Annotated in this window: 25 protein-coding genes; 11 read left to right on the forward strand and 14 right to left on the reverse strand. The window is 63.0% G+C overall.

From position 1 onward, the window contains the following. The first annotated feature begins 11 nt into the window (after nucleotides 1–11). On the forward strand, nucleotides 12–1232 hold the full coding sequence (locus ACEQXE_RS10475) for a DUF445 domain-containing protein (RefSeq protein ID WP_370179173.1): 1221 nt from the start codon (nucleotides 12–14) through the stop codon (nucleotides 1230–1232). Nucleotides 1233–1238: 6 nt separating this feature from the next. Here ACEQXE_RS10475 and ACEQXE_RS10480 read toward each other — a convergent pair whose 3' ends face one another. From ACEQXE_RS10480 to ACEQXE_RS10495, 4 genes are all read right to left on the reverse strand, one after another. After that, complete coding sequence (locus ACEQXE_RS10480) at nucleotides 1239–2267, reverse strand: cupin-like domain-containing protein (protein WP_370179124.1); 1029 nt, start codon at nucleotides 2265–2267, stop codon at nucleotides 1239–1241. A gap of 80 nt (nucleotides 2268–2347) precedes the next feature. Continuing rightward, a complete protein-coding gene (locus ACEQXE_RS10485) occupies nucleotides 2348–3274 on the reverse strand; it encodes an energy transducer TonB (protein ID WP_370179126.1) in 927 nt (308 codons plus the stop codon). 49 nt (nucleotides 3275–3323) lie between these two features. Further along, the gene (locus ACEQXE_RS10490; protein ID WP_370179127.1) at nucleotides 3324–4253 is read right to left on the reverse strand and encodes an electron transfer flavoprotein subunit alpha/FixB family protein; all 930 of its coding nucleotides are present in this window, start codon (nucleotides 4251–4253) and stop codon (nucleotides 3324–3326) included. A 108-nt stretch (nucleotides 4254–4361) separates the two neighbouring features. Then, nucleotides 4362–5108, reverse strand: a complete 747-nt coding sequence (locus ACEQXE_RS10495; protein WP_370179129.1) for an electron transfer flavoprotein subunit beta/FixA family protein — start codon at nucleotides 5106–5108, stop codon at nucleotides 4362–4364. A gap of 245 nt (nucleotides 5109–5353) precedes the next feature. On the opposite strand from ACEQXE_RS10495, the gene ACEQXE_RS10500 reads away from it, so the two are divergent. Both ACEQXE_RS10500 and ACEQXE_RS10505 read left to right on the forward strand, forming a co-directional pair. After that, the gene (locus tag ACEQXE_RS10500; RefSeq protein ID WP_370179131.1) at nucleotides 5354–5998 is read left to right on the forward strand and encodes an exopolysaccharide biosynthesis protein; all 645 of its coding nucleotides are present in this window, start codon (nucleotides 5354–5356) and stop codon (nucleotides 5996–5998) included. 186 nt (nucleotides 5999–6184) lie between these two features. Further along, entirely contained in the window at nucleotides 6185–6691 is a 507-nt protein-coding gene (locus ACEQXE_RS10505) for a DUF6265 family protein (protein ID WP_370179133.1), read from the forward strand. A 39-nt stretch (nucleotides 6692–6730) separates the two neighbouring features. Here ACEQXE_RS10505 and sucC read toward each other — a convergent pair whose 3' ends face one another. Then, nucleotides 6731–7930 carry an ADP-forming succinate--CoA ligase subunit beta gene (gene sucC / locus ACEQXE_RS10510; RefSeq protein ID WP_370179134.1) on the reverse strand — a complete coding sequence of 400 codons (1200 nt, stop codon included), beginning with the start codon at nucleotides 7928–7930 and terminating at the stop codon, nucleotides 6731–6733. 122 nt (nucleotides 7931–8052) lie between these two features. Here sucC and ACEQXE_RS10515 point away from each other — a divergent pair, with 122 nt between their 5' ends. Further along, nucleotides 8053–8850 (forward strand): 3'(2'),5'-bisphosphate nucleotidase CysQ, encoded by a 798-nt coding sequence (locus ACEQXE_RS10515; RefSeq protein ID WP_370179136.1) that lies wholly within the window; start codon nucleotides 8053–8055, stop codon nucleotides 8848–8850. A 59-nt stretch (nucleotides 8851–8909) separates the two neighbouring features. Here the strand turns inward: ACEQXE_RS10515 and ACEQXE_RS10520 are convergent, their stop codons facing one another. Then, entirely contained in the window at nucleotides 8910–9602 is a 693-nt protein-coding gene (locus tag ACEQXE_RS10520) for an OmpA family protein (protein WP_370179138.1), read from the reverse strand. 187 nt (nucleotides 9603–9789) lie between these two features. On the opposite strand from ACEQXE_RS10520, the gene ACEQXE_RS10525 reads away from it, so the two are divergent. From ACEQXE_RS10525 to ACEQXE_RS10535, 3 genes are read left to right on the forward strand one after another with little or no spacing between them, the layout of a single operon-like run. Next, nucleotides 9790–11118 (forward strand): hemolysin family protein, encoded by a 1329-nt coding sequence (locus tag ACEQXE_RS10525; protein WP_370179139.1) that lies wholly within the window; start codon nucleotides 9790–9792, stop codon nucleotides 11116–11118. Nucleotides 11119–11153: 35 nt separating this feature from the next. Further along, complete coding sequence (locus tag ACEQXE_RS10530; protein ID WP_370179141.1) at nucleotides 11154–12014, forward strand: diacylglycerol kinase family protein; 861 nt, start codon at nucleotides 11154–11156, stop codon at nucleotides 12012–12014. Further along, a complete protein-coding gene (locus ACEQXE_RS10535) occupies nucleotides 12011–12865 on the forward strand; it encodes a metallophosphoesterase (RefSeq protein WP_370179143.1) in 855 nt (284 codons plus the stop codon). The genes ACEQXE_RS10530 and ACEQXE_RS10535 overlap by 4 nt, the downstream gene beginning before the upstream one ends. 9 nt (nucleotides 12866–12874) lie before the next feature. Here the strand turns inward: ACEQXE_RS10535 and ACEQXE_RS10540 are convergent, their stop codons facing one another. The 6 genes from ACEQXE_RS10540 to ACEQXE_RS10565 form a co-directional block, all read right to left on the reverse strand. Continuing rightward, the gene (locus tag ACEQXE_RS10540; RefSeq protein WP_370179145.1) at nucleotides 12875–13813 is read right to left on the reverse strand and encodes a hypothetical protein; all 939 of its coding nucleotides are present in this window, start codon (nucleotides 13811–13813) and stop codon (nucleotides 12875–12877) included. Nucleotides 13814–13982: 169 nt separating this feature from the next. Next, nucleotides 13983–14567, reverse strand: a complete 585-nt coding sequence (gene rpsI, locus ACEQXE_RS10545; RefSeq protein ID WP_370179146.1) for a 30S ribosomal protein S9 — start codon at nucleotides 14565–14567, stop codon at nucleotides 13983–13985. Beyond that, nucleotides 14567–15046 carry a 50S ribosomal protein L13 gene (gene rplM / locus ACEQXE_RS10550; RefSeq protein ID WP_370179148.1) on the reverse strand — a complete coding sequence of 160 codons (480 nt, stop codon included), beginning with the start codon at nucleotides 15044–15046 and terminating at the stop codon, nucleotides 14567–14569. Before rplM ends, rpsI begins: the two co-directional genes overlap by 1 nt. Nucleotides 15047–15187: 141 nt before the next feature. Beyond that, complete coding sequence (locus ACEQXE_RS10555) at nucleotides 15188–15919, reverse strand: hypothetical protein (RefSeq protein WP_370179150.1); 732 nt, start codon at nucleotides 15917–15919, stop codon at nucleotides 15188–15190. Beyond that, nucleotides 15916–16227, reverse strand: coding sequence for a divalent-cation tolerance protein CutA (gene cutA / locus ACEQXE_RS10560; RefSeq protein WP_370179151.1), 312 nt, complete (start codon nucleotides 16225–16227; stop codon nucleotides 15916–15918). The genes ACEQXE_RS10555 and cutA overlap by 4 nt, the downstream gene beginning before the upstream one ends. Further along, complete coding sequence (locus ACEQXE_RS10565; protein WP_370179153.1) at nucleotides 16224–17294, reverse strand: COX15/CtaA family protein; 1071 nt, start codon at nucleotides 17292–17294, stop codon at nucleotides 16224–16226. Before ACEQXE_RS10565 ends, cutA begins: the two co-directional genes overlap by 4 nt. Before the next feature lie 118 nt (nucleotides 17295–17412). Here ACEQXE_RS10565 and thiS point away from each other — a divergent pair, with 118 nt between their 5' ends. The 4 genes from thiS to ACEQXE_RS10585 all read left to right on the forward strand — a co-directional run bounded on the left by thiS (nucleotide 17413) and on the right by ACEQXE_RS10585 (nucleotide 19472). Continuing rightward, entirely contained in the window at nucleotides 17413–17622 is a 210-nt protein-coding gene (thiS, locus tag ACEQXE_RS10570; protein ID WP_370179154.1) for a sulfur carrier protein ThiS, read from the forward strand. After that, the gene (locus tag ACEQXE_RS10575) at nucleotides 17623–18057 is read left to right on the forward strand and encodes a hypothetical protein (protein ID WP_370179155.1); all 435 of its coding nucleotides are present in this window, start codon (nucleotides 17623–17625) and stop codon (nucleotides 18055–18057) included. Then, complete coding sequence (locus ACEQXE_RS10580) at nucleotides 18029–18832, forward strand: bifunctional sulfur carrier protein/thiazole synthase protein (protein WP_370179157.1); 804 nt, start codon at nucleotides 18029–18031, stop codon at nucleotides 18830–18832. Before ACEQXE_RS10575 ends, ACEQXE_RS10580 begins: the two co-directional genes overlap by 29 nt. Nucleotides 18833–18938: 106 nt before the next feature. Next, nucleotides 18939–19472, forward strand: a complete 534-nt coding sequence (locus ACEQXE_RS10585; protein WP_370179159.1) for a hypothetical protein — start codon at nucleotides 18939–18941, stop codon at nucleotides 19470–19472. 46 nt (nucleotides 19473–19518) lie between these two features. Here the strand turns inward: ACEQXE_RS10585 and ACEQXE_RS10590 are convergent, their stop codons facing one another. Next, a complete protein-coding gene (locus ACEQXE_RS10590) occupies nucleotides 19519–19920 on the reverse strand; it encodes a cupin domain-containing protein (protein WP_370179161.1) in 402 nt (133 codons plus the stop codon). A gap of 2 nt (nucleotides 19921–19922) precedes the next feature. Beyond that, nucleotides 19923–21734, reverse strand: a complete 1812-nt coding sequence (locus ACEQXE_RS10595; RefSeq protein WP_370179162.1) for a long-chain fatty acid--CoA ligase — start codon at nucleotides 21732–21734, stop codon at nucleotides 19923–19925. Between the last annotated feature and the right edge of the window lie 17 nt (nucleotides 21735–21751).

Raw genomic sequence — 21751 nt, forward strand, 5'->3', positions numbered from 1 at the left:
GTGCCATGGCGATGCGCCGCACCGCCACGCTGATGCTGGTATTGATGGCGGGCGTGTTCGCCGCCAGCCATGTGGCGATGGGTGCGTACCCTGCATGGGCTCCTGCGCTAGGGTACCTTAACGCCTTTGCCGAAGCGGCGATGGTGGGCGGCCTGGCCGACTGGTTTGCAGTGACCGCGCTGTTCCGCCATCCGCTCGGCCTGCCGATCCCGCATACCGCGATCATTCCGAAAAAGAAGGACCGGATAGCGGACACGATGGCGCAGTTCCTGCGCGCAAACTTCCTCACCCCATCGGTGGTTGCCCGGCGGATGCGGCGGATGAACGTTGCGGCGAGCGCGGGTGACTTCCTTACCAAGACCGAGGATGGAGAGCGATCGCGCCTGATGGGCGGCGGGGCAGAGCTTCTCGCCGAAGTGCTCGAATCGCTGGATCCGGAGCGGCTGGGCATGCGCGTACGCTCGGGTCTGGCGAGCCAGCTGGCGAAGGTCGAGCTTGCTCCGCTGCTGGGCGGGCTGTTGGAAAACCTCATTGCCGACGGACGTCATCGTCCACTGCTCGACGGGCTGATCCGCTGGGCGGGCCTGACGCTGGAAGATAACGAGGAGGCCGTGCGCGAGATTATCCGGTCGCGCGCCAATTCTGTCTTGCGCTGGACCGGGCTCGACAGCCGCATATCCAGTTCTGTGCTCGATGGCGTTTATCGCCTGCTGGCAGAAGTGCTGGTCGATCCCGAGCACCCGATGCGCGGCAAGATCGACGCGAGCCTGATCAAGCTGGCGCAGCAACTCAAGACCGATCCCGCGATGCAGGCCAAGGTCGAGGCGGCAAAGAACGATCTGCTGGAGAACCCCGCGCTCGCCGACTGGTGGATGGGCGTGTGGGAGCGGATGCGCGTGTCGCTGATCGCGCGGGCGCGTGATCCGGAAAGTGCACTGGGCGACGAACTGCGCGGGGCACTGCGCGAAGTCGGCAGCGCACTGCAGGGCGATCCGCGGCTGCAGGCGCAGATCAACCGTTTCGCGCGCCGCACCGCGGTTGGCCTGACCTCACGCTATGGCGAGCAGATCACCGCGCTTGTCTCCGAAACGGTGAAACGCTGGGATGCGGGCACGGTGACCGACCGGATCGAAAGCGCAGTCGGGCGCGACCTGCAGTTCATCCGCATCAACGGCACGCTGGTGGGTGGGCTCGTCGGCATTACGCTTCATGCCATCACCCACGCATTCTGATCGGCCTTAGAACCGCGCGTCTTCCGGATAGCCGCCGGTGAATTGGTTATCCGCCGCGAAATTGGTGAAGCTCATGCTGATGGAACGATCAAGCGCAGTGACATGATGCCACCAGCCGATCGGCAGGAAGATCGCCTCGCCCTTGCAAATCGTGCATTCCAGCATGGGCGGCAGGTCCTCGCTGTCGCTCTCGAAATCGCTTGGTTCGCGCTCGCTGAAGCAGTGCACCGCATTACGCATCCGTGCGACTTCCCAACTGGGCACCATGCGCACATGCTTGCGCCCTTCGACTTGTACCAGCAGGTTGTTGGTCAGGTCGTGATGGAATGGCGTCAAGGTGCCGGCCGAGCCCATCCAGAAGAAGCCGTCGAGCCCGCCGCTCGGCTGCAGGATCGAGACAGGGCCGAGATCTTCCCACAGCGGTGCGAGCGCCTGCTTGTTGGTCGTGTCGTTATAGGCGGTGATGTAGAAATCGTTCGACGGCTTGTCGCGCCGCAGCAGGGCGATGATCTCGCGCAAGGGGGCATGTCGCCTGTGCGGATCCTTGTCGATTTCGTAGCTCGTCGCCTTGCCGCGATCGCCCTGCACTTCCACCACCGCATCGCCCAGCCTGCTCTCCAGATAGTCGAGCGTCCATTTCTTCAGCGCGGGCCAGTGATCGACCAGTCCGGTCAGCTTCACCGGGCGGTTGGCGAAATAGAACTCGCGGAAGAACCGTTCGGGCTCGATCGCGTCGATCTCAGGAATGGTGAGGTCATCGGGATTGTGGCGCGCGAGGCGGGCATAGATATCGAGCGTCCAGTCGCGTTTGCTGACCCGGTTGGCGAGGCGGTGGCTCACCGCCCGTGCCGCGCTGAACATCGGGTCTTTCTGTGCCTGCTGCAGCTCGTGACTGGCCTGCAATTCGCTCAGCCCGCTGGCGATCAACCGGTCGCGGATACCGGCATCGTCGCGCCCTTCGCCAAGCGCCTCGGCAATAAGGCGGCGGCGATCTGCCTGCACCTTTTCGCGCTGCTTCTTGCTGATCGTTGCCATGAGTGGAGTTTAGTCGGCCAGGACCGAAGCCTCAATATGCGCAGGATGCGCGCGCCAGAGGGTCTCGCCATGGTGCATGGCTACCAATCAATCACAAACGAGACCGAACTCAGGAAAACAGATTTGATCGGCTGTCCTTCTGCATCCAAGGCCGGTTCGAACTCCGCTCGCCGGATCAGTCGCGCGCACGTGACCTTGGAGAAGTCGGCAGGTTCGGTTGCACCTTGGATAGAGCAATCGACAGGCTTTCCATGTTCATCGACGATCAGGCGATAGTGTACCATTCCCTGTGAACCGGCTCTTACGGCCATGATCGGATAATCTCGGTCTAGAAGCCAGTCATCAATATCGTTCAAGGGTTGGGCCCGCCGCGTCAGCTTCCGATGCGCTTCGACATCGAGCCCCCACCGAGCCATCAGGTCTGCCATGCAGATCTGCAGGCCTTTCACTGTCTCTCCCATCGGTCCGGTCGCGAGGCGAATGCTCTTGTTCTTCTTTAACTCCAGCCATTCGATCCTTGCGGCATCCTCTGCCGTGAAGCCGCGCGCCAGAACGTCGATGGTCTCGTCGCCCTGTTCCGCAGCCGGTTCGCCCCGTTGTTCAGCAGTCCAAGGGCCCAGCACCGCATACATGAAGATGGCAGCAGGCTTCAGTTCTCCAAGATCTCCGAACCAGGCTTCAGGCTCGAAAGATGCATCACTCGGCCCGAACTGGATCGAGACCGGACTTGGTTTCGCGGTGCGGCCAAGCTTTTTCACCGGACGACCGGCAACCACCATCGAAAAGAGATCCCCGGGCTCGTACTGATCGATCACCAGCGCGACCCGATCCTTCCCTTCGCCGAAAAATCGTTGCAGTCGGCAGCTGTCCTCCGCGAACTGAAGGTTCCACTCCGTCGAAGGCCGAAGAACCAGCGGCTCGTCCTTCGCGCTGGCGGCGGAAGCAAGAACCGCCGAGGCGACCATCGTCACCCCGGCGGCTGAAAATGCAATTTTTCGTGCGATCATGAGCGGGCAAATTACCGCCCGATCATGACGCAATCAAGTCTTTGGCGTATCAGAGCTTTTCGGTCAGCTCCGGCACGGCCTTGAACAGGTCTGCGACAAGGCCGATGTCCGCCACCTGGAAGATCGGGGCATCCTCGTCCTTGTGGATGGCGATGAGGACCTTGGAATCCTTCATCCCGGCAAGGTGCTGGATCGCGCCCGAGATGCCGATCGCGAAATAGACCTCCGGCGCCACGATCTTGCCGGTCTGGCCGACCTGGTAATCGTTCGGCACATAGCCCGCGTCGACTGCCGCACGGCTCGCGCCGATGGCGGCGCCCAGCTTGTCCGCCAGCGGAGTGATATACTCCTCGAACGTCTCGGCGTCCTTCAGCGCACGTCCGCCCGAGACGACGACCTTCGCGCTGGTCAGCTCGGGACGTTCGCTTTCGGCCAGCTCGCGGCTCACGAATTCCGAAGTGCTCGCGGCGCCCGGGCCGCTGACTGCTTCCACGGTGCCGCTGCCGCCTTCGGCGTCGGCCTTGTCGAACGCCGTACCGCGCACCGTCAGCACCAGCTTTTCATCGGTGCTTTCGACCGTCGCGATGGCGTTGCCGGCGTAGATCGGGCGGGTGAAGGTCTTGTCGCCTTCCACGCTCATCACTTCGGAAATCTGCATCACGTCGAGCAGCGCAGCAACGCGCGGGGCAATGTTCTTGCCGGTGGTGGTGGCAGGCGCGACGAAAGCGTCGTGATCGGCCATCAGCTTGGCGACCAGCGGCGCGACGTTTTCAGCCAGCATATCCTTGTAGGCGGCATCGTCCGCAAGGTGGACCTTGCCCACACCGGCGATCTTGGCGGCTTCATCGGCCACGCCTGCGCAGCTTGCACCAGCGACCAGCAAGTGCACTTCGCCCAGCTTGGATGCAGCGGTCACCGTGGCGAGCGTCGCGTCCTTTACTTCTTCGTTGTCGTGTTCGACCAGAACCAGAGTTTTCATTGTTCTATCCTTACAGTCTGGCCCGTCCGCCCTGAGCTTGTCGAAGGGTATTTCGAACGGGCCGCTCGCGCTTCGACAGGCTCAGCACGAACGGAATTTTCGTGAGCCTTACGCGATGCCCAGTGCCTTCACCTTGGCGACCAGCGCGTCGACACCCTCGACTTTCTCACCGGCCTGGCGCACGGGCGGTTCGGAAACCTTGAGCGTCTTGAGGCGCGGCGCGGTATCGACACCGAAGTCGGCGGGCGTCTTGGTATCGAGCGGCTTCTTCTTCGCCTTCATGATGTTCGGCAGCGAGGCATAGCGCGGCTCGTTCAGGCGCAGGTCGGTGGTGACGATGGCCGGAAGCGTCAGTTTGACCGTTTCGAGCCCGCCGTCGACTTCGCGCTTCACGGTCACGCTATCGCCTTCGAGCGTGATCGTATTGGCGAAGGTGCCCTGAGGCCGGTCGAGCAATGCTGCGAGCATCTGGCCCGTCTGGTTGCTGTCGTCCGAGATCGACTGCTTGCCCAGCAGCACGAGACCCGGCTGCTCCTCGTCGACGATTGCCTTCAGGATCTTGGCGACCGCCAGCGGCTCCAGATCTTCGTCCGTTTCGACCAGGATCGCGCGGTCGGCACCCATGGCAAGTGCGGTGCGCAGCGTTTCCTGCGCCTTTGCCGGGCCGATCGAGACCGCGACGATTTCTTCGGCGTTGCCCGCTTCCTTGATGCGGATCGCTTCTTCCACCGCAATCTCGTCGAACGGGTTCATGCTCATCTTCACATTGGCGAGATCGACGCCGGAGCCGTCCGCCTTGACGCGCGGTTTCACATTGTAATCGATCACCCGCTTGACGGGGACGAGTATTTTCATGGGTCGTGTCCTTTCCCGTGATCGGCCCGGTGTGACTCCACCCGCGCCGCAGAATGCTTTGCCAGTCCAATGGCTGCGGGCGGTGTTGCGTTCCGGAAACTGCCCCGTCAAGGGCGTGCGCGCAGCATCGCAGACGCGTAGCGTAAGCGAGCCGAAAGCGAAGGGCGAACGATCACGCCCAAGCCGCTGCGAATCATGCTAAAGCTGAATGCGGAACCATCGTGCCGCAGGGGGTTTGCGAAAGAATGGCCGATACGCCGAAAAACGTCTGTGGCATACTGGAGCGCCTGACCGAGATCGGCGACAAGCATGATCGCGCGTCGATCGGCGATATCATCGAGGCGTTCGGCAGCCGGTCCTATGGCCCGGTACTACTAGTGCCCGCCCTGATCGGCGTATCGCCCGTCGGCGGCATTCCGGGTGTACCCACCTTCCTCGCGGTGACCTTGCTGCTGATCGCGGTCCAGCTTGTCTTCGGCAAGGAGCACCTGTGGCTACCAGGCATCCTCAAGAACCGCTCCGTCGAGGGCGAGAAGCTCGCCAACGCGGCAGAGGATATGGAGAAGGTCGGCAAGTGGATGGACAAGGTATTCCACGGGCGGCTTGAAATATTTACCGGACCGACTGCGGGCCGCATCGCAGCCGGGGTGATCGCGCTCCTGTGCCTCGCCGTGCCCCCGCTGGAGCTACTGCCTTTTGCCGTCGCACTGCCGATGGCGGTGATCGCGGCCTTTGGCATTGCGCTGACCGTGCGCGACGGGCTGCTGATGCTGATCGCATTCCTGGGTAGCGGGGCCGCCTTCTACGTCCTCATCACGCAGGTGCTGATAGGCAGCGGAGGTAGTGGTGCCGGTGGCAGCGGCGGCGGGCTGATCCTCGGGTTGATTTAGTGTGGCAGGCCGAAGCGGGTTGGAGAGAAATTTCCATCCGCCTGTCGAATTGCGATCCCGAACGGCGTCTTTGTTGCGTCAAGACTCTGCATCATGTGCCCAAGTTGCAGGTGAGGAGACATTTTCGACGGGAGGAATGCGATGTTTGCAATCGGAAGAGTTTTCGGAACAGTCCTGGCGGTGGCCATGTTGGCCGAATCGGCGATCGCGCAAGAACCAGCGCACGAGACCCGAATAGGCCAGGAAGGATTTGTTTCGCCTCGGGCAACGCTGGCGCAGGTGGACTGGCTGGTTGGCCGGTGGACTGGTGAAGGCATTGGCGGTGCCCCGGCTATGGAAAGCTGGTTGCCGCCGACAGGCGATACGATGGTCGGAACCTTCGTTCAGACGACCGGCGCCACCGGAGACGGGGGCGGAATCCGCTTCACCGAGCATATGTACCTGATGGAGGAAGAAGGCACACTGGTGCTGCGCCTCAAGCACTTCAACGCCGACCTGACCGGGTGGGAGGAGAAGGACGGCATGCTGACCTTCCGCCTCCTCGCCATTGAGCCGTGCGCAGCCTATTTTCAAGCATTGACACTGCGTTGCGCGGATCCGGAGGCACCGGGCGAAGGCCTCTTCGTAGCCGTGCGCATGAAGAGCGACGGCGAGAAGGTAAATGAACTGATATTCCGCTTCGACGCAATGTGAGACGAGAGGAGGCGCGGGCCAGCCCGCGCCCCTCCTGGCTTACTTGCCCTTGTTGACCTCGGCCACGATCTTGCGCGCGGCATCGCCCAGATCGTCGGCAGGGACGATCGCGAGGCCGGAATTGGCCAGGATTTCCTTGCCCTTCTCGACGTTGGTGCCTTCGAGGCGGACGACCAGCGGGACCTGGATGTTCACTTCCTTGGCCGCCGCGACGATGCCTTCGGCAATCACGTCGCACTTCATGATGCCGCCGAAGATATTGACCAAGATGCCTTCCACTGCCGGGTCCTTGAGGATCAGCTTGAAGGCGGCGGTTACCTTCTCCTTATTGGCGCCGCCGCCGACATCGAGGAAATTGGCCGGGAAGGCGCCGTTCAGCTTGATGATGTCCATCGTTGCCATGGCAAGGCCTGCGCCGTTCACCATGCAGCCGATATTTCCGTCGAGCTTGATGTAGGCGAGATCATATTCGCTCGCTTCGACCTCGGCTTCGTCTTCCTCGGTCACGTCGCGCAGTTCTTCGACCGCCTTCTGACGATACATCGCGTTCGACTCGAAGCTCATCTTGGTGTCGAGCACCAACAGGTTGCCGTCTTCTGTCTCGACCAGCGGATTGATCTCCAGCATCGCGCAATCATAGGCGAGGAAGGCTTCGTAGAGCTGCTTGGCCAGCTTCTGCGCCTGCTTGTTGAGATCGCCTTCCAGCTTCAGCGCGAAGGCAACGCTGCGCCCGTGGTGCGGCATGAAGCCCTGCGCCGGGTCGATGGTGATGGTGGTGATTTTCTCGGGAGTGGAATGCGCCACTTCCTCGATATCCATTCCGCCCTCGGTCGAGGCGACGATGGCGACTTCGCCCGAAGCGCGGTCTACCAGCAGCGCCAGGTAGTATTCCTTGGCAATATCGACCCCGTCAGTGACGTAGAGTCGGTTCACTTCCTTGCCCGCATCGCCCGTCTGCACGGTCACCAGCGTGTTGCCGAGCATTTCCTTGGCGTCGCGCTCTACGTCTTCAATCGACTTCGCCAACCGCACGCCGCCTTTGGCATCAGGGCCCAGTTCCTTGAACTTGCCCTTGCCGCGGCCACCAGCGTGGATCTGCGCTTTCACCACGTAGAGCGGCCCGGGCAGCTGCTTTGCGCCCGCGACAGCCTCTTCCACGCTCATCGCCGGGATACCCTTGGGAATGGCGATTCCGTGCTTCGCCAGCAGTTCCTTGGCCTGATATTCGTGGATATTCATGGGGGCGTACCGTCCTTCCGGGCTTTGTGCAGGTGCGGGATAAATGTTTTGCGGTTGCGCATAAGCATGGATGCGTGCGCTTGAAAAGGGCGAGCCTGCGGCGCACATCGGCAAGTGGCACCATGATCGATTATCTGCGTCTGGAAGCGATAGTCCGCGAAGCCGGGCTGATCGCCATGACCCGCTGGCCGGGCGCGGGGCACAGCGTCGAAAGCTGGGAGAAAAGCGCCAACAATCCGGTGTGCGAGGCCGACCTTGAGGTGGATGAATTTCTTCGCCGCGAACTGACCTCGCTCTTGCCGAGCGCGGGCTGGCTCTCCGAAGAGAGTGCCGACGCAGCCGAGCGGTTGCAAGACAGGCTTGTGTGGGTGGTCGACCCGATCGACGGCACGCGCGATTTTCTGCGGGGTCGGACGGGCTGGGCCGTGTCGGTCGCGCTGGTATCCTCGGGCCGCCCGCTGATCGCTTGCCTCGAATCGCCCCCACGCAAGGAAAGCTGGCAGGCGACCGCAGGGAAGGGTGCTACGTTGAATGGTCGCCGTCTTGCTGCATCCACGCGAACCGAGTGGGAAGGTGCGCGTGTCCCGGCTGCCGATCTTGCGAAAGCGGACCAAGGTCTGGTGTCAGTCGAGCAGCCCAACGGGATTGCCCTGCGCGCAGCAATGGTCGCGGCCAACCGGGCAGATATCCTTGCGACGATGCGCTGGGGGTATGAATGGGATATCGCGGCTGCATCCTTGATTGCGCGCGAAGCCGGTGCCGCTGTCAGCGATATTTTCGGCCAGCCCCTGGGCTACAACAAGCGCGATCCGCGCAGTTTCGGGCTGCTGGTCTGCGCGCCGAAGCTTCATCCGGCGGCTATCGCGCATTTCGGCGAAAGGGCGCGGGACCGGCTGGGCAGGGATTCCAGCTCTCGATAGAAAAGGGGGCCGAAGCGCTCGGCTCCGACCCCCTTCGCTTAATTGGCAGATAATCGCGTTTAGCGGTTCGCTGCGCTGACCTGTTCCTGGCTGATCGGAACGATCTTGATTTCCACGCGGCGGTTGAGCGGCTCGTTGACATTGTCGCCGGTGCGAACGCGCAGGTACTGCGGATCTTCGCCATAACCGCGGGTTGCGATGCGGGCGCGCGAGACACCGCGCGAAACGAGGTAGTCGGCAACGGCCGCGGCACGCTGTTCCGACAGATTCTGGTTATAGCCCGGGCTGCCGGTCGTGTCGGTGAACCCGTACACGTCGATCAGGCTGTTGGGATAGCGGATCAGGCTGTTCGCCACCGTGTCCAGCGTGGAGCGGAAGCCTGCATTGATGCTGGCCGAGTTCGTGGCGAAGGTCACGCCATCGGGCAGGCGCACCAAGATTGCGTCCTGATCGCCGATTTCCTCGACATCGACGCCGCTACCGGCGGTCTGTTCGTCAAGCTCGCGAATCTGGTCGTCGAACTGGTCGCCAATCACGGCACCGGCAGTACCGCCGATGCCTGCGCCGATAATGCGCGCGGCATCGCCACCGATTACGCCGCCGAGCAGGTAGCCGAGTGTGCCGCCGATCGCGGCCCCTATGCCGGTGCGGCTGATCTTCTGCTCGCCGGTGTTGGGGTCGGTCACGCAAGCGGAGGTGCTCACCAGGGCCGCTGCGGCCACCGACGAGAGGATAATACGGGAGGTTTTCATGTTGGCAGTCCCTCTTTCTTGTGTCTGCGCGGCAGGCCGCGCACTATTATTCAGGGCTCGCGTTCCACCCACGCTCGCCGCCCCCGTAACGAGTCCCCGCCACGCAAGTTCCCGTCTGGCACGCTTTCGGCCTTGTTCCCGATGACTGCTGGCGCGGCGCGCATTTTGTGCTAGCGCGGGCACCGACGTGACACCATTCCCCTGGACAGACCTGATCATCATCGCCGGGCTGATCGTGCTCAACGGCATCTTTGCGATGTCGGAGCTGGCGATCGTTTCGGCCAAGACCACGCGCCTTCAGGCAAAGGCAGACGCGGGCAGCCATGGTGCGCAAACCGCGCTCGACCTGGCGAGCGACCCGGGCAAGTTCCTTTCGACCGTACAGATCGGCATCACGCTGGTCGGGATTATCGCGGGCGCCTATTCCGGCTCCAGCCTCGGCGGCCCGGTGGGTGAGCGGCTGGAAGCGCTGTTCGACCTCACGCCCGACCGTGCGGCGCAGATCGGCTTCTTCCTCGTCATCGTGCTGACCACCTATTGCAGCCTCGTGATCGGCGAACTGGTGCCCAAACAGCTGGCTCTTCGCGCGGCGGATCGCATCGCGATGGTGATGGCACGCCCGATGAAATGGCTGGCGACGATAGCGGCGCCGGTGGTGTGGGTGCTCGATTTCTCCTCCGCCACCATCGTTCGCCTGTTCGGAGTGCGCCCCGGCGGGCAGACCAGCGTCACTGCCGAGGAATTGCAGATGCTGTTTGCCGAGGCGACGCGCAGCGGCGTGTTGGAGGCCGAACAGAGCGCCATCCTGAAGGGCGTGGTGCGGCTGGCCGATCGGCCTGTGCGAGAGGTGATGACCCCGCGCACAGAACTCGACTGGATCGATGCCGAGGCCGACCGCGCCGAAATCGAGCAGACGATCGCCGAAAGCCCGCATTCGCTGCTGCCGGTCGCGGAGGGTTCGCCCGACAAGGTGATAGGCGTGGTCAAGGTGCGCGAAGTGCTGGCCGCGATGGTCGGCGGGGCTCCTTTCCGGCTGTCCGATCTCGCCAGGCGTGCCGAAGTGGTCCCCGACCAGCTTGATGCGATGGACGCGCTGCGCGTGCTCCAGCAGGCCGATGTCGCGATGGCGATGGTGCATGATGAATACGGGCACCTGGACGGGATCGTGACGCCCATTGACTTGCTGACAGCCATCGTGGGCCAGTTCGAAAGCGACAAGGACCAGGGCGAAATCCCCGAGATTATCGAGCGTGCCGACGGATCGCTGCTGGTTTCGGGTGCACTACCTGCCGAAACGCTCGGCGACCGGCTCGACCTCGATTATGGCGAGGATCGCGATTTCGCCACGGCGGCGGGTTTCGCGCTGTCGGTGCTCAGGCACCTGCCCGAGGAAGGCGAGATTTTCACCTTCCAGGGCTGGCGCTTCGAGGTGATCGACATGGACGGGCGCAAGATCGACAAGCTGCTGGTGGAAGAGCTGGAACCGGCGACTGTGGCAAAAGAGCCGGGTGGATAGCGGAACCGCAGCCGTTGCCTGCGTTTTTCAATATCATGACGGGACAACGCAAGATCTGGCTGGTCACCAATGCAGGCAGCGGATCGGTGCGCGAGGAATTACTCGCGAACGTGGACGATGTGTGTGCGGAACAAGGCGTGCGGATTGCCGCGCGCTCCCACTTCCCCAACGATTCGATCCCCAGCCGCGAAGACCTATCAGCCCTGGGGGTGGAAACGGTCGTCACCCTGGGCGGCGACGGAACGATCAATGCGGTCGTATCCGCCCTTGCGGGATGGGATGGTGCGATCCTGCCCTTGCCGGGCGGCACCCAGAACCTGACCCCTAAGCGGCTGCACGCCGAAGCTTCTGCCGAGGAGGTGTTTGCCGCTTGGGCACGCGGCGATGGCAGGCGCGTACGCTTGCAAATCATCCGGGCCAGAAGCGGTATGGCGCTTGCCGGAGTGCTGGTTGGGCCCGGCACCAGCTGGAACGATGTTCGCGAGGCACTGCGCGACGGTGATCCGGGCGGTATGCTCGGTGCGGTCGGGGCCGCGATCGAAGGAACGGCGGGCAATTCGCCCGTGCGGATCGTCCAGCCCGAAGCGGGAGACAGGGAAGGCTATCCGCTGGTGGAACTGGTCCCTCATGGGAATGGGCTCGATGTGGTCGCCTACCATGCGCGTACCGGCGCCGATTTTGCGGGACATACCTGGGCTCTGCTGCGGCAGGAATTTCGTGAAGGCCCGCACGAGAGCTACGGACCGTTCGAGAAGGTCACGCTGGCAAGCACGGACGGTGAGCCGCTCGACCTGCTGCTCGATGGCGAGCCTGCCGATGGCGACACACGAGAGACATTCTCGCTCGATACATGGCCGGTAGACTTGATTGCGACCCAACCGGATGATGCCACATGACCAATACCCTGCTGTTCCACGTGAGCGACATTCACTTCGGGCTGGAAAACAACGAGGCGCTCAACTGGTTTTCGGCCGAGGTCACGCGACTGCAGCCAGCGGCGATCGCAATCACCGGCGACCTGACGATGCGAGCCCGCCACAACGAGTTCCGGGCGGCGGAGCAATGGATCGGCACGCTCGATGCGCCCGTAACCCTCGATGTCGGCAACCACGACATGCCCTATTTCAACCTGCTGGAACGCTTCGTCACCCCCTACAAGCGCTTCGGGCGGTTGCGCAGCGTCGTCGAGCGCGAGATCGACCTGACCGGCATCGCGCTCGTTCCCCTGAAAACGGCGGTCCGCATGCAGCCGCGCTTCAACTGGTCGAAGGGCTGGGTCACCGGGCGGGCGCTGGATGACTGCCTCGCACGCCTCGATGCCCTGCCTGCCGGTACGCGTGCTCTCGTCACCGTGCACCATCCCCTGCGTGAGGTCGGCACGCAGGGAACGGCGCTGACGCGGGGCGGGGCGAAGGCGCTGGCAGAGTTGGCAAAGCGCGATGTGCTCGGCGTGCTGTCGGGCCATGTCCACGATGCGTTCGACATCATGGAGGATACGCCCAACGGCCCGGTGCGGATGATCGGCGCGGGCACGCTATCTCAACGGCTGCGCTCCACTCCGCCGAGTTTCAACGAGCTGCACTGGGATGGCGAAAGCCTGCGCGTCGATATCCGCACGCTCGAAAATATCGAGGACGAGGCGATGAAGATCGACGATGTGCCCGAAGATGCCCATCCGCCGCGCGAGGAGGGCGAGCCGGTGGCGCCGGTCGGCGCGGTGCCGCGCACCGACCCGCCGGTTTCCTAGTATCGCTTACTACATGTCCGAGGCGACACCGTAGTCACGTTCCCGCGCTCCACGGCGTTCGGCCAACTCGGCCATCCTCTGTTTGTCCCTCTTTTGTACATAGAGCGCCCCTACGAGGAAGCCGCCGTCGAGTTCGATCTCTATCTTGGAACCGCGACTTTCGATCGTCAGGAAAAAGTTGTCCCCCGCATTGTCCTCAAGGGCTTCGAACAGAGCCTGTCGATAGGAATCCCCGGCAAGGATGCGTTTGCACTCATCGGTTCTTGGGGCAGGAAAATTGTTGTTTTCGTCCGCTAGGCAGCCGCTCCGGGTCTGCACGACCGGACGTTGCTTCATGTAGCCGTTCAACGCTATGCGATTGTCTTCTGCGGTCGCTTCGTAGGTCTCCGGCACCTGCATCTGGATCGCATAGTACGCTCTATCCGATTTGAGCTCGCTCGGCGTGCCGAAGCGCCCTATCAAAGCGGCAATCGCTTTTTCGGCATCGACCTTCGCGTCTTCTTTTCGCAAATAGACGGCCCGCATCAGTTTCTGGCGCTTGTCGGCCGCGACATAGAATACCGGCTTAATGGTTTCCGTGCTTGCGCCGTCCGTGCTGATGCGTGTCCATTCGGTAGCGCTTTGCTGGTTCTGCGTCAGGCCGACGGTGCACGCCTCGCCGCAGCCGATCGTCAGATCGCTCCGCTCATAGTCTTCGGGCGGCTCGAACCCCTTTGCTTCCAGTTCGGCCACGACCTCTTCCGGGCTCATGTTGAGCTTGAGCCCGAAAAGTTCGGTGTCGAGCGCATGTTCGAGCGAGTAGACCGGATTGTCGAAGGGTGCATCGGCCTGGGTCGCCGCCGAAGATGTGCCGACGGCCTGCGCTTCACTGTCGGTCTCGCTATCCGGTTCGCCTGAGCATGAAGCAAGAGCCAGTGCGGAAAGTGTAGCGATCAAGCGAAAATTCATATGCTTCCCCTCCATTTGCGGCGAGTCTAAGCAAGATGGAATGATGGAGCAAGTTTCGCCGCTTCCAGCGCCTCTGCACACGGCATCCAGACAAACAAAAAGGGCGGCGCCGTATGGCACCGCCCCTCCTGGTGATCGAAGTCTGTCGTAGCTTAACGCTTGGCAGCAATCAACGCTTGCTGAACTGGAAGCTGCGACGTGCCTTGGCACGGCCATACTTCTTACGCTCGACAACACGGCTGTCGCGGGTGAGGAAGCCGGCCGACTTCACCGTGCTGCGCAGCGCGGGCTCGTACTTGGCAAGCGCCTGGGCGATGCCGTGCTTCACCGCACCGGCCTGACCCGAAAGGCCGCCGCCGCGAACCGTGGCGATGACATCGTACTGGCCCTCACGATCGGTGATCGCAAACGGCTGGTTGATGACGAGACGAAGCGTCGGGCGTGCGAAATAGGTTTCCTGCTCACGACCATTGATCGTGATCGTGCCCTTGCCCGGCTTTACCCACACGCGGGCGACCGCATCCTTGCGGCGGCCGGTGGCGTAGGCGCGGCCATGCTGGTCCAGCTCCTGCTCGCGCAGCGGCGCAGTGCTGGTGGCAACCGTAGCGGCATCGGCCTCGGGCGCATCGCCTGCGATATCGCCGAGATCGGCCAGATCGCGCACGCTTTCGGTCTTCGCTTCGGCCTTGGGCTCGGCGTTGGTTTCCGGCGCCGCTTCGGGCTTGGGATCGTTCTGGTTCTTGTCGTCGGCCATTATGCGACAGCCTTGTTCTTGCGGTTCATGGAAGCAACATCGAGCACTTCGGGCTTCTGCCCGTCATGCGGGTGCTCGGTGCCGGCATAGAGGTGCAGCGCCTTCATCTGTTGGCGACCCAGCGGACCGCGCGGGATCATCCGCTCCACGGCCTTCTCGAGCACGCGCTCGGGGAACTTGCCTTCGAGGATCTTCGCAGGCGTCGTTTCCTTGATGCCGCCGGCATAGCCGGTGTGCTTGTAATACTTCTTGTCGCCCATCTTGCGGCCGGTGAACTTCACCTTGTCCGCATTGATGACGATCACGTGGTCGCCGCAATCGACATGCGGGGTGTAGCTCGGCTTGTGCTTGCCGCGCAGGATGTTCGCGATAATCGACGCAACGCGGCCCGTGACGAGGCCTTCCGCGTCGATAATGTACCAGTTCTTTTCGACCTCGGCCGGCTTGATCGACCGGGTCATCTTGCTCAGCGCCTTCATGGCTATCATTTCCCTTAGAATTCGGGGTTCTCGCCGGATGGGTTCCACCTGTTCGGGGGATTCGCCAGGCCGGGCGTGGAGCGCGCTAATGCGTCGGGACCGGTGCCAAGTCAAGCATTCTTGCGGGATAGCGAAGAGGTATTATAACACCTCTCGGGCCAGCGACCAGGTTTCGCTACCTGTGCGTGACATCGTTTCGGTCTTCGTTGTCGCCTCGCGATAATAGCGCGTCATGAGGCCCGATGCCGTATCCGCTTGTACATGCTCGCGCATTGCGACCGTCCCCGCCATGCCGTCCGCGAGCACGATTTCACGCTCCGCCCGGCGATCGCGCGGGGCCGGATAGAACAGATCGCGCGGAAGCCCGGTCATCCAGTCGAGCCCGCGCTGCGACAGGTCTGCGAGGAACTGGCGCGAGCTTGCCGTGACATTCTCGCCTGCCGAGCGGGCCTTCGCATAGGAAATCGCTTCGGCCAGCACGCTATCGGGCAGCGGCGCAACCGGGCCCTGCCGATCCGCGACGACGATCAACCCCTGCGCGTCGAGATCGAGCGGGAAAAGGTCCGATTCGTCGCGGCGCGCCTCGAGGCGGGATATCGCCTGCAGGGAGGCGGGCGCATCGACATGGGCGAAAGTCTGCTTGCCGGTGATCCGCAAGGCGCCTGGCCCGGTCTTCTCGAAAGCCACGCCCCAGTGCCTGGTGACGACAATCGATTTTCCGTCCGCGAGCCCACGCGTCAGCACCCGCTCCAACCGAAACGCACCTTCCGGCACAGGGCGCGCCTGACCTTGTGCAGCGCTCGCGAGACCGGGTACCAGGGCGAGTGCGCCGATTCCGACAAGAAAGCCGCGACGTTCCATATCGGCCTTCATGCAACCAGCCCCGCAAGCCAGGCAGATGTCGCCTTACCGCTCGCATCGGCCTTCCAGCCAAGGATCGCAGGGGTGTCGTATGGGTGGAGCTGTTCGAGCCGCTCGACTGCCCGATCGAGACAATCGGCGTGCGTCTTGAACACCACGCTAATCTCTTGGCCAGATCCGCGTTCGCCATCCCATTCGAAGAGCGCCTCCACCTCGCCAATGATGTTCGCGCAGGCAATCAGCCGTTCATCGAGCAATTGCGTGGCCACGCTGCGAGCATCGTCACGATTGGCAAATACAGTATAGACCAGCGCGCTCATGCTTCGCTTCCGGGCGTGCGATATCCGATGGCATGGGCGCTTGCGGCGGTCGCCGCGACAAGCAGGGCGCCGGTCACCTGATGCGCGACCGCGATCCACAGCGATACCCCGGTGACCACCGTCACGATCCCCAGCAACACCTGCGCCATGGCGAAACCGATCAACGCCTTGCCTGCATTGCCTTCGCGCGGAAGGGCTTTCCACCCGAGCCACATCAGCACGGCGAAGGCCACCCATGCGAACCAGCGGTGCAAGAAATGGAGCAGGAAAGGGTCGTGCGTGATCGCCCAGAAGGCGCCTCGCGACCAGTCCGCCTCGGGCACGAAACGGTCCTGCATCAGCGGCCAGGTGTCCGACGCGTGCCCTGCATTGAGCCCCGCGACCCACGCGCCCAGCAATACCTGCACGAAGAGGATCGCGGCTGCCAGCATAGCGAAGGGCCGGAAACGGGCTGGTAGGGCGTCTCTGCTTCTGTCCAGCGCATGGAGGTCGAGCGCGGTCCATACGAGGCCGGCCAGCGTGACCAGCGCGGTGCACAGATGGACCGAAAGCCAAAAATGGCTGACATCGGTCATGTCGCCGCCCAGACCTGAGCGGACCATCAGCCAGCCGAACACACCCTGCAATCCGCCCAGCGCCAGCAGCGCGAGCAGGCGCAGGTGATAGCCCCTGGGGATCCAGCCGCGAATCCATGCAAAGGCGAGCGGCAGCGCGAACACGAGGCCGATCAGCCGCCCGAGCAGGCGATGGAACCACTCCCAGAAGAAGATCGATTTGAAGTCCGCCAGAGTCATCCCGGCCGGACCCGCCTCCAGGCGATATTCCGGGGTCATCCTGTACCTGGCGTATTCCGCTTGCCACGCCTCTTCGCTCAGCGGCGGCAGCACGCCCGTCACCGGGTCCCATTGGGTGATCGACAGGCCCGACTCGGTTAGGCGCGTAATCCCGCCCACCGCGACGATCAGCACGACCAGCGCGGCGACGATGACGAGCCACCACGCGAGCCAGCCCGGCCTCTTGCCGTCGTCGATTATTTCGCTGCGCGTGCGGAAAATTGACCCGATCATTTCGCCTGAATGCGCACAGAGCGCTGGCGTTGCAAGCATGCGGATTACCATCCTACGCCAAATTTTGCGTATCACCCGGCTTGCACGATGGATGCGGAGGCGCCACCTCGCTTGATCCATGAGCGATACGAAAACGATCAGCCTCAACGGCGAATCCCGCACGACTTCGGCCGGCACCATTGCCGCACTGGTGGGCGAACTTGGTCTTGCGCCCGAAAAGGTTGCGGTCGAGCACAATGGAGAGATCGCCCCGCGTTCGCAACTGGGCGAGATCGCACTGGGCGATGGCGACACGCTGGAGATCGTGCACTTTGTCGGCGGTGGGTAAGTGGCGATCCTGCGCGCTGTCCTTGCCTTCCTGATACTGACGCTGGGCGGCATCTTCGGATGGCTTGCCGGGGTCATGGAGACCTGCACCGGCAACGCCCCCGATTCCTTGCTCGGGTTCATCATAACCCTGCCGCTCAACGTGGTCGGCGTAGCGTTGCTATGCTGGAAGCCACACCGCATTGCTGTCATCCTGGCAGGGGCAATCCCCGTGCTGCTATCCTTTTCCTACCTCTCAGTGGCGCTGAAACTGCTGGCAGGGATACCTGCTTGCACGATCATCACAGGGATGGACGAGTGGCCGCCGACGGGCGATGAGACCAAGCTTGGCTTCGTCTGGCTGGCCACCGCGCTGATCCTCTGGATCGGCCTTGCTACCGCGCTGGCGGGGGGATACCGGGGCGCGCATGACCGACATGACGACCAAGCCGACTGACTTTGCCGACGACACGTGGAGCGTCGCGGGCCACACCTTTCGCTCCCGCTTGATCGTGGGCACGGGCAAGTACAAGGATTTCGCACAGAACGCCGCCGCGCTCGAAGCCAGCGGAGCGGAAATCGTCACCGTTGCGGTGCGCCGCGTGAACGTGTCCGATCCGAACCAGCCGATGCTGACCGATTTCATCGACCCGACGAAGGTCACCTACCTGCCCAACACCGCGGGTTGTTTCACTGCCGACGAGGCCATCCGCACCCTGCGCCTCGCGCGTGAGGCAGGTGGCTGGGACCTGGTGAAACTCGAAGTGCTGGGCGAGGCCAAGACGCTCTATCCCGATATGCGCGAAACCCTGCGCGCGACCGAAATTCTGGCAAACGAAGGCTTCCACCCGATGGTCTATTGCGCGGACGATCCCATCGCCGCGAAACAGCTGGAGGATGCAGGCGCGGTCGCGATCATGCCACTGGGTGCGCCGATCGGCAGCGGGCTGGGCATCCAGAACCGCGTGACCATTCGCTTGATCGTCGAAGGCGTGAGCGTACCGGTGCTGGTCGATGCGGGTGTGGGTACGGCATCCGACGCTGCGGTCGGCATGGAGCTGGGCTGCGACGGTATCCTGATGAACACCGCCATTGCCGAGGCGAAAGACCCGATCCGCATGGCCCGCGCGATGAAGCTGGCGGTGCAGGCCGGGCGCGACGCGTATCTCGCCGGGCGCATGGCGACGCGCAAATATGCCGATCCCAGCAGTCCGCTCGCCGGATTGATCTAGCCTGTTTTCGGATCCGCGCCCGAACTTGTCGCTTAGGGCTTACGGGATGTTAACCAAGCTCGGCGAAATATGCCTCCCATGGGATCAGCGCCCAAGGAGGGGCACGATGGCGACGACGAACACCACCAGCCTGAGCATCGCCGAGATGCGCGAATTTGCGAACTTCTCGCCGTGCGAGCAGCGCTTCATCCGGCGCAATCTCGATATCGGGCTTGGGCGGTGCGACGCCTTCAAACTGTGGGCGCGCAATGCGAGCGAGAATGTGGACATTCGCCGCCAGTATGTCGCCTACCAGGATCTGAAGGCGCTGCGGCACAGCATTCCCGATGCCGATAGCGGCGATTCGATCTCGCCCTTCATCGGCCAGCTGGTTCGGCTTGCAGCATTCGATCTGGCACAGGAACGTCTCGACGGGTTCTCGCCCTTCCGCTTTCTCTACGAGCGCCTTCTGGGCGCCGAGGTTCGCCCGTGGTTGCCGAGCGCGTTCTGTGCCGGGGCCGCGATGCCGCACCTGCGCCCTGCGCGCCGCAAGCTGCTGCTGCAAAGTCTGAGCGAAGCGGCCGCGACTGCGCCCGCATGGTCGGCCCGCGAACCCAGCTTCATGCCCGAATATGTCGATCTGGAAGACGAGGCCGCCTGAGAGGGCAGCCTACGGGCAGCCTGAAACAGACGCCTGAACGCGAGCGCTATCGTTCTTCGACGATCAGGTAGGTGACCGTAGTCTCGCCGACATTGACGACTTCGTGCCACGGCGTTCCGTCGCTCGAATAATCCGCCCCGGTCGCCAGATCGACCGTGCGCGTACCGCTTGCATCGGTAATCTGCATCGTGCCGCCGCTAAGCGCATAGCCGTAGTGCGCGGGGTGGTAATGCCTTTCGTGCCCGACACCGGGCGGAAAAGTGCAGCGCAATACGCGATGCGTGGCTGTCTGGTGCTGGAGCGTGCAGACGTGCTCACCCTCCCAGCCAGCCTCGAGCGCGCTCGGCAATTCCGGTGCCGCGGAAGCGCTGGCGAAGCCGAGCGAGGCGATAGCAGCCGCAATCGCGAAGACGGGGCGAAGCCGCGGGTAGATGATCGTCCGACCCATGCTCAATGCCGGTACAGCGCGTCGAGCCGCTCTCCGTACCTTTCCTTGATCTTGTGCCGCCGAATTTTCATGCTCGGCGTCATTTCCTCGTTCTCGATCCCGAAGGGCTCGTCGGCAAAGGTGAAGCCGCGCACTTTCTCGACAACGGACAGCTCTGCATTGACCCGGTCCACCGCCTTGCGGATCGCGGCACGAAATTCCGGCAGTTCCTGCACCCGGCTGCAATCGAGCGGTTTGCCCTGTGCCTTGCACCAGTCGAGCGCCCATTCCGCATCGGGCACGATCAGGCCGACAATATAGGGGCGGCGGTCGCCCGCGACCATTGCCTGCCCGATCTCGGGCTGCAGCGTCAGCATGCCTTCGACTTTCTGCGGCGCGACATTATCGCCCTTATCGTTGACGATCATGTCCTTCTTGCGGTCGGTGATGACGATCCGGCCCTGCTCGTCGATATGGCCGATATCGCCGGTGTGCAGCCAACCGCCTTGCAGGGTGCGTTCCGTCTCGGCCTGGTTCTGCCAGTAGCCGTGCATCACCAGTTCGCCGCGACACAGGATCTCGCCATCCTCGGCGATCTTTATCTCGACGCCTTTCATGGGCGGGCCAACGGTGTCCATTGCGATACCCGCGCGTGGCCGGTTGCAGCTGATGACAGGGCCCGCTTCCGTCTGGCCGTAGCCTTGTAGCATGGTGAGGCCGAGTGCCTGGAAGAAAGTGCCGACTTCGGGGTTGAGCGGCGCGCCGCCCGAAACCATCGCCTTGATACGCCCGCCGAACTTCTGGCGAATCTTGGGCCGCAGCAGACGTCCGACCAGCACATCCATCGGTTTGTCGCGCAGGCGTTTCCTGCCTCCGGCGCCGGCGCGCTCCTCGATCTCCAGCGCACGATCCATCAGGTAGCTCGCCGCGCCGCCCTGCTTGGCGATCTGTTTCATGATGCGCGTGCGCAGCACTTCGAACAGGCGCGGCACGACGACCATGATCGTGGGGCGCGTTTCCTCGATATTGCTCGCGAGCTTTTCCAGACCTTCGGCGTAATAGATCTGCGCGCCCACGCCGATCGGCAGGAATTGCCCGCCGGTATGCTCGTAAGCATGGCTGAGCGGGAGGAAGGAAAGAAAGCGTTCCTCGTTCGCCAGCTTGAAATCGCTGATCAGGATTTCGGCTGCGCCTGCGACATTGCACAGGATCGATCCGTGGTGTTGCAGCACGCCGCGCGGAGCACCGCCGGTGCCGCTGGTATAGATGATGCAGGCGGTATCCTTGCGCCCGATGGTCGCGATCCGGTCTTCCACAGCCTTGCGCGCTGCTGCTGCATCGCCTTCGACCATGCTCGACCAGCTATGGCAGGCCAGGTTGCCGCCCTGGTAACCGCGCACGCTTTCGATCGGGATGATGTGTTCGGCGATCCCGGTGTTGAAGATTGCCGGGATCAACGGACCCGAAAGCTTCTCGTTCGAAACGATGACTGCACGCGCGCCGGAATTATCCAGGATATGCACGTGATCGCGTTCGGTATTGGTGATGTAGGCGGGAACGGTGATGCAGCCCGCGGCCATGATGGCGAGATCCGCGATGCACCATTCGGGTCGGTTCTCGGACACCAGCATCACCCGGTCTCCATCGTGCAACCCAAGCTCGCGCAGGTTCTGGGCGAGGTTGCACACCTGATCGGCCACTTCGCGCCAGCTGATGGTCTGCCATTCACCGGCGATCTTGCGGCCGAGGAAGGGCGTATCGCCGCCTTCATCGGCACGTTTCAGGAACAGCGAGACGAGGTTGCTCGCCTGTTCGATCTCTTCAAGCTGCGTCAAATCCGCACCTGCTCCCA

The sequence above is a fragment of the Alteriqipengyuania sp. genome, assembly GCF_964222115.1.
Taxonomy (GTDB): domain Bacteria; phylum Pseudomonadota; class Alphaproteobacteria; order Sphingomonadales; family Sphingomonadaceae; genus Alteriqipengyuania.

What these genes read in the sequence shown, in the direction of transcription:
- ACEQXE_RS10475 (WP_370179173.1), top strand. Translation starts at nt 12, where the DNA reads ATGCGCCGCACCGCCACGCTGATGCTGGTATTGATGGCGGGCGTGTTC.
- ACEQXE_RS10480 (WP_370179124.1), bottom strand. Translation starts at nt 2,267, where the DNA reads ATGGCAACGATCAGCAAGAAGCAGCGCGAAAAGGTGCAGGCAGATCGC.
- ACEQXE_RS10485 (WP_370179126.1), bottom strand. Translation starts at nt 3,274, where the DNA reads ATGATCGCACGAAAAATTGCATTTTCAGCCGCCGGGGTGACGATGGTC.
- ACEQXE_RS10490 (WP_370179127.1), bottom strand. Translation starts at nt 4,253, where the DNA reads ATGAAAACTCTGGTTCTGGTCGAACACGACAACGAAGAAGTAAAGGAC.
- ACEQXE_RS10495 (WP_370179129.1), bottom strand. Translation starts at nt 5,108, where the DNA reads ATGAAAATACTCGTCCCCGTCAAGCGGGTGATCGATTACAATGTGAAA.
- ACEQXE_RS10500 (WP_370179131.1), top strand. Translation starts at nt 5,354, where the DNA reads ATGGCCGATACGCCGAAAAACGTCTGTGGCATACTGGAGCGCCTGACC.
- ACEQXE_RS10505 (WP_370179133.1), top strand. Translation starts at nt 6,185, where the DNA reads ATGTTGGCCGAATCGGCGATCGCGCAAGAACCAGCGCACGAGACCCGA.
- sucC (WP_370179134.1), bottom strand. Translation starts at nt 7,930, where the DNA reads ATGAATATCCACGAATATCAGGCCAAGGAACTGCTGGCGAAGCACGGA.
- ACEQXE_RS10515 (WP_370179136.1), top strand. Translation starts at nt 8,053, where the DNA reads ATGATCGATTATCTGCGTCTGGAAGCGATAGTCCGCGAAGCCGGGCTG.
- ACEQXE_RS10520 (WP_370179138.1), bottom strand. Translation starts at nt 9,602, where the DNA reads ATGAAAACCTCCCGTATTATCCTCTCGTCGGTGGCCGCAGCGGCCCTG.
- ACEQXE_RS10530 (WP_370179141.1), top strand. Translation starts at nt 11,154, where the DNA reads ATGACGGGACAACGCAAGATCTGGCTGGTCACCAATGCAGGCAGCGGA.
- ACEQXE_RS10535 (WP_370179143.1), top strand. Translation starts at nt 12,011, where the DNA reads ATGACCAATACCCTGCTGTTCCACGTGAGCGACATTCACTTCGGGCTG.
- ACEQXE_RS10540 (WP_370179145.1), bottom strand. Translation starts at nt 13,813, where the DNA reads ATGAATTTTCGCTTGATCGCTACACTTTCCGCACTGGCTCTTGCTTCA.
- rpsI (WP_370179146.1), bottom strand. Translation starts at nt 14,567, where the DNA reads ATGGCCGACGACAAGAACCAGAACGATCCCAAGCCCGAAGCGGCGCCG.
- rplM (WP_370179148.1), bottom strand. Translation starts at nt 15,046, where the DNA reads ATGAAGGCGCTGAGCAAGATGACCCGGTCGATCAAGCCGGCCGAGGTC.
- ACEQXE_RS10555 (WP_370179150.1), bottom strand. Translation starts at nt 15,919, where the DNA reads ATGAAGGCCGATATGGAACGTCGCGGCTTTCTTGTCGGAATCGGCGCA.
- cutA (WP_370179151.1), bottom strand. Translation starts at nt 16,227, where the DNA reads ATGAGCGCGCTGGTCTATACTGTATTTGCCAATCGTGACGATGCTCGC.
- ACEQXE_RS10565 (WP_370179153.1), bottom strand. Translation starts at nt 17,294, where the DNA reads ATGATCGGGTCAATTTTCCGCACGCGCAGCGAAATAATCGACGACGGC.
- thiS (WP_370179154.1), top strand. Translation starts at nt 17,413, where the DNA reads ATGAGCGATACGAAAACGATCAGCCTCAACGGCGAATCCCGCACGACT.
- ACEQXE_RS10580 (WP_370179157.1), top strand. Translation starts at nt 18,029, where the DNA reads ATGACCGACATGACGACCAAGCCGACTGACTTTGCCGACGACACGTGG.
- ACEQXE_RS10585 (WP_370179159.1), top strand. Translation starts at nt 18,939, where the DNA reads ATGGCGACGACGAACACCACCAGCCTGAGCATCGCCGAGATGCGCGAA.
- ACEQXE_RS10590 (WP_370179161.1), bottom strand. Translation starts at nt 19,920, where the DNA reads ATGGGTCGGACGATCATCTACCCGCGGCTTCGCCCCGTCTTCGCGATT.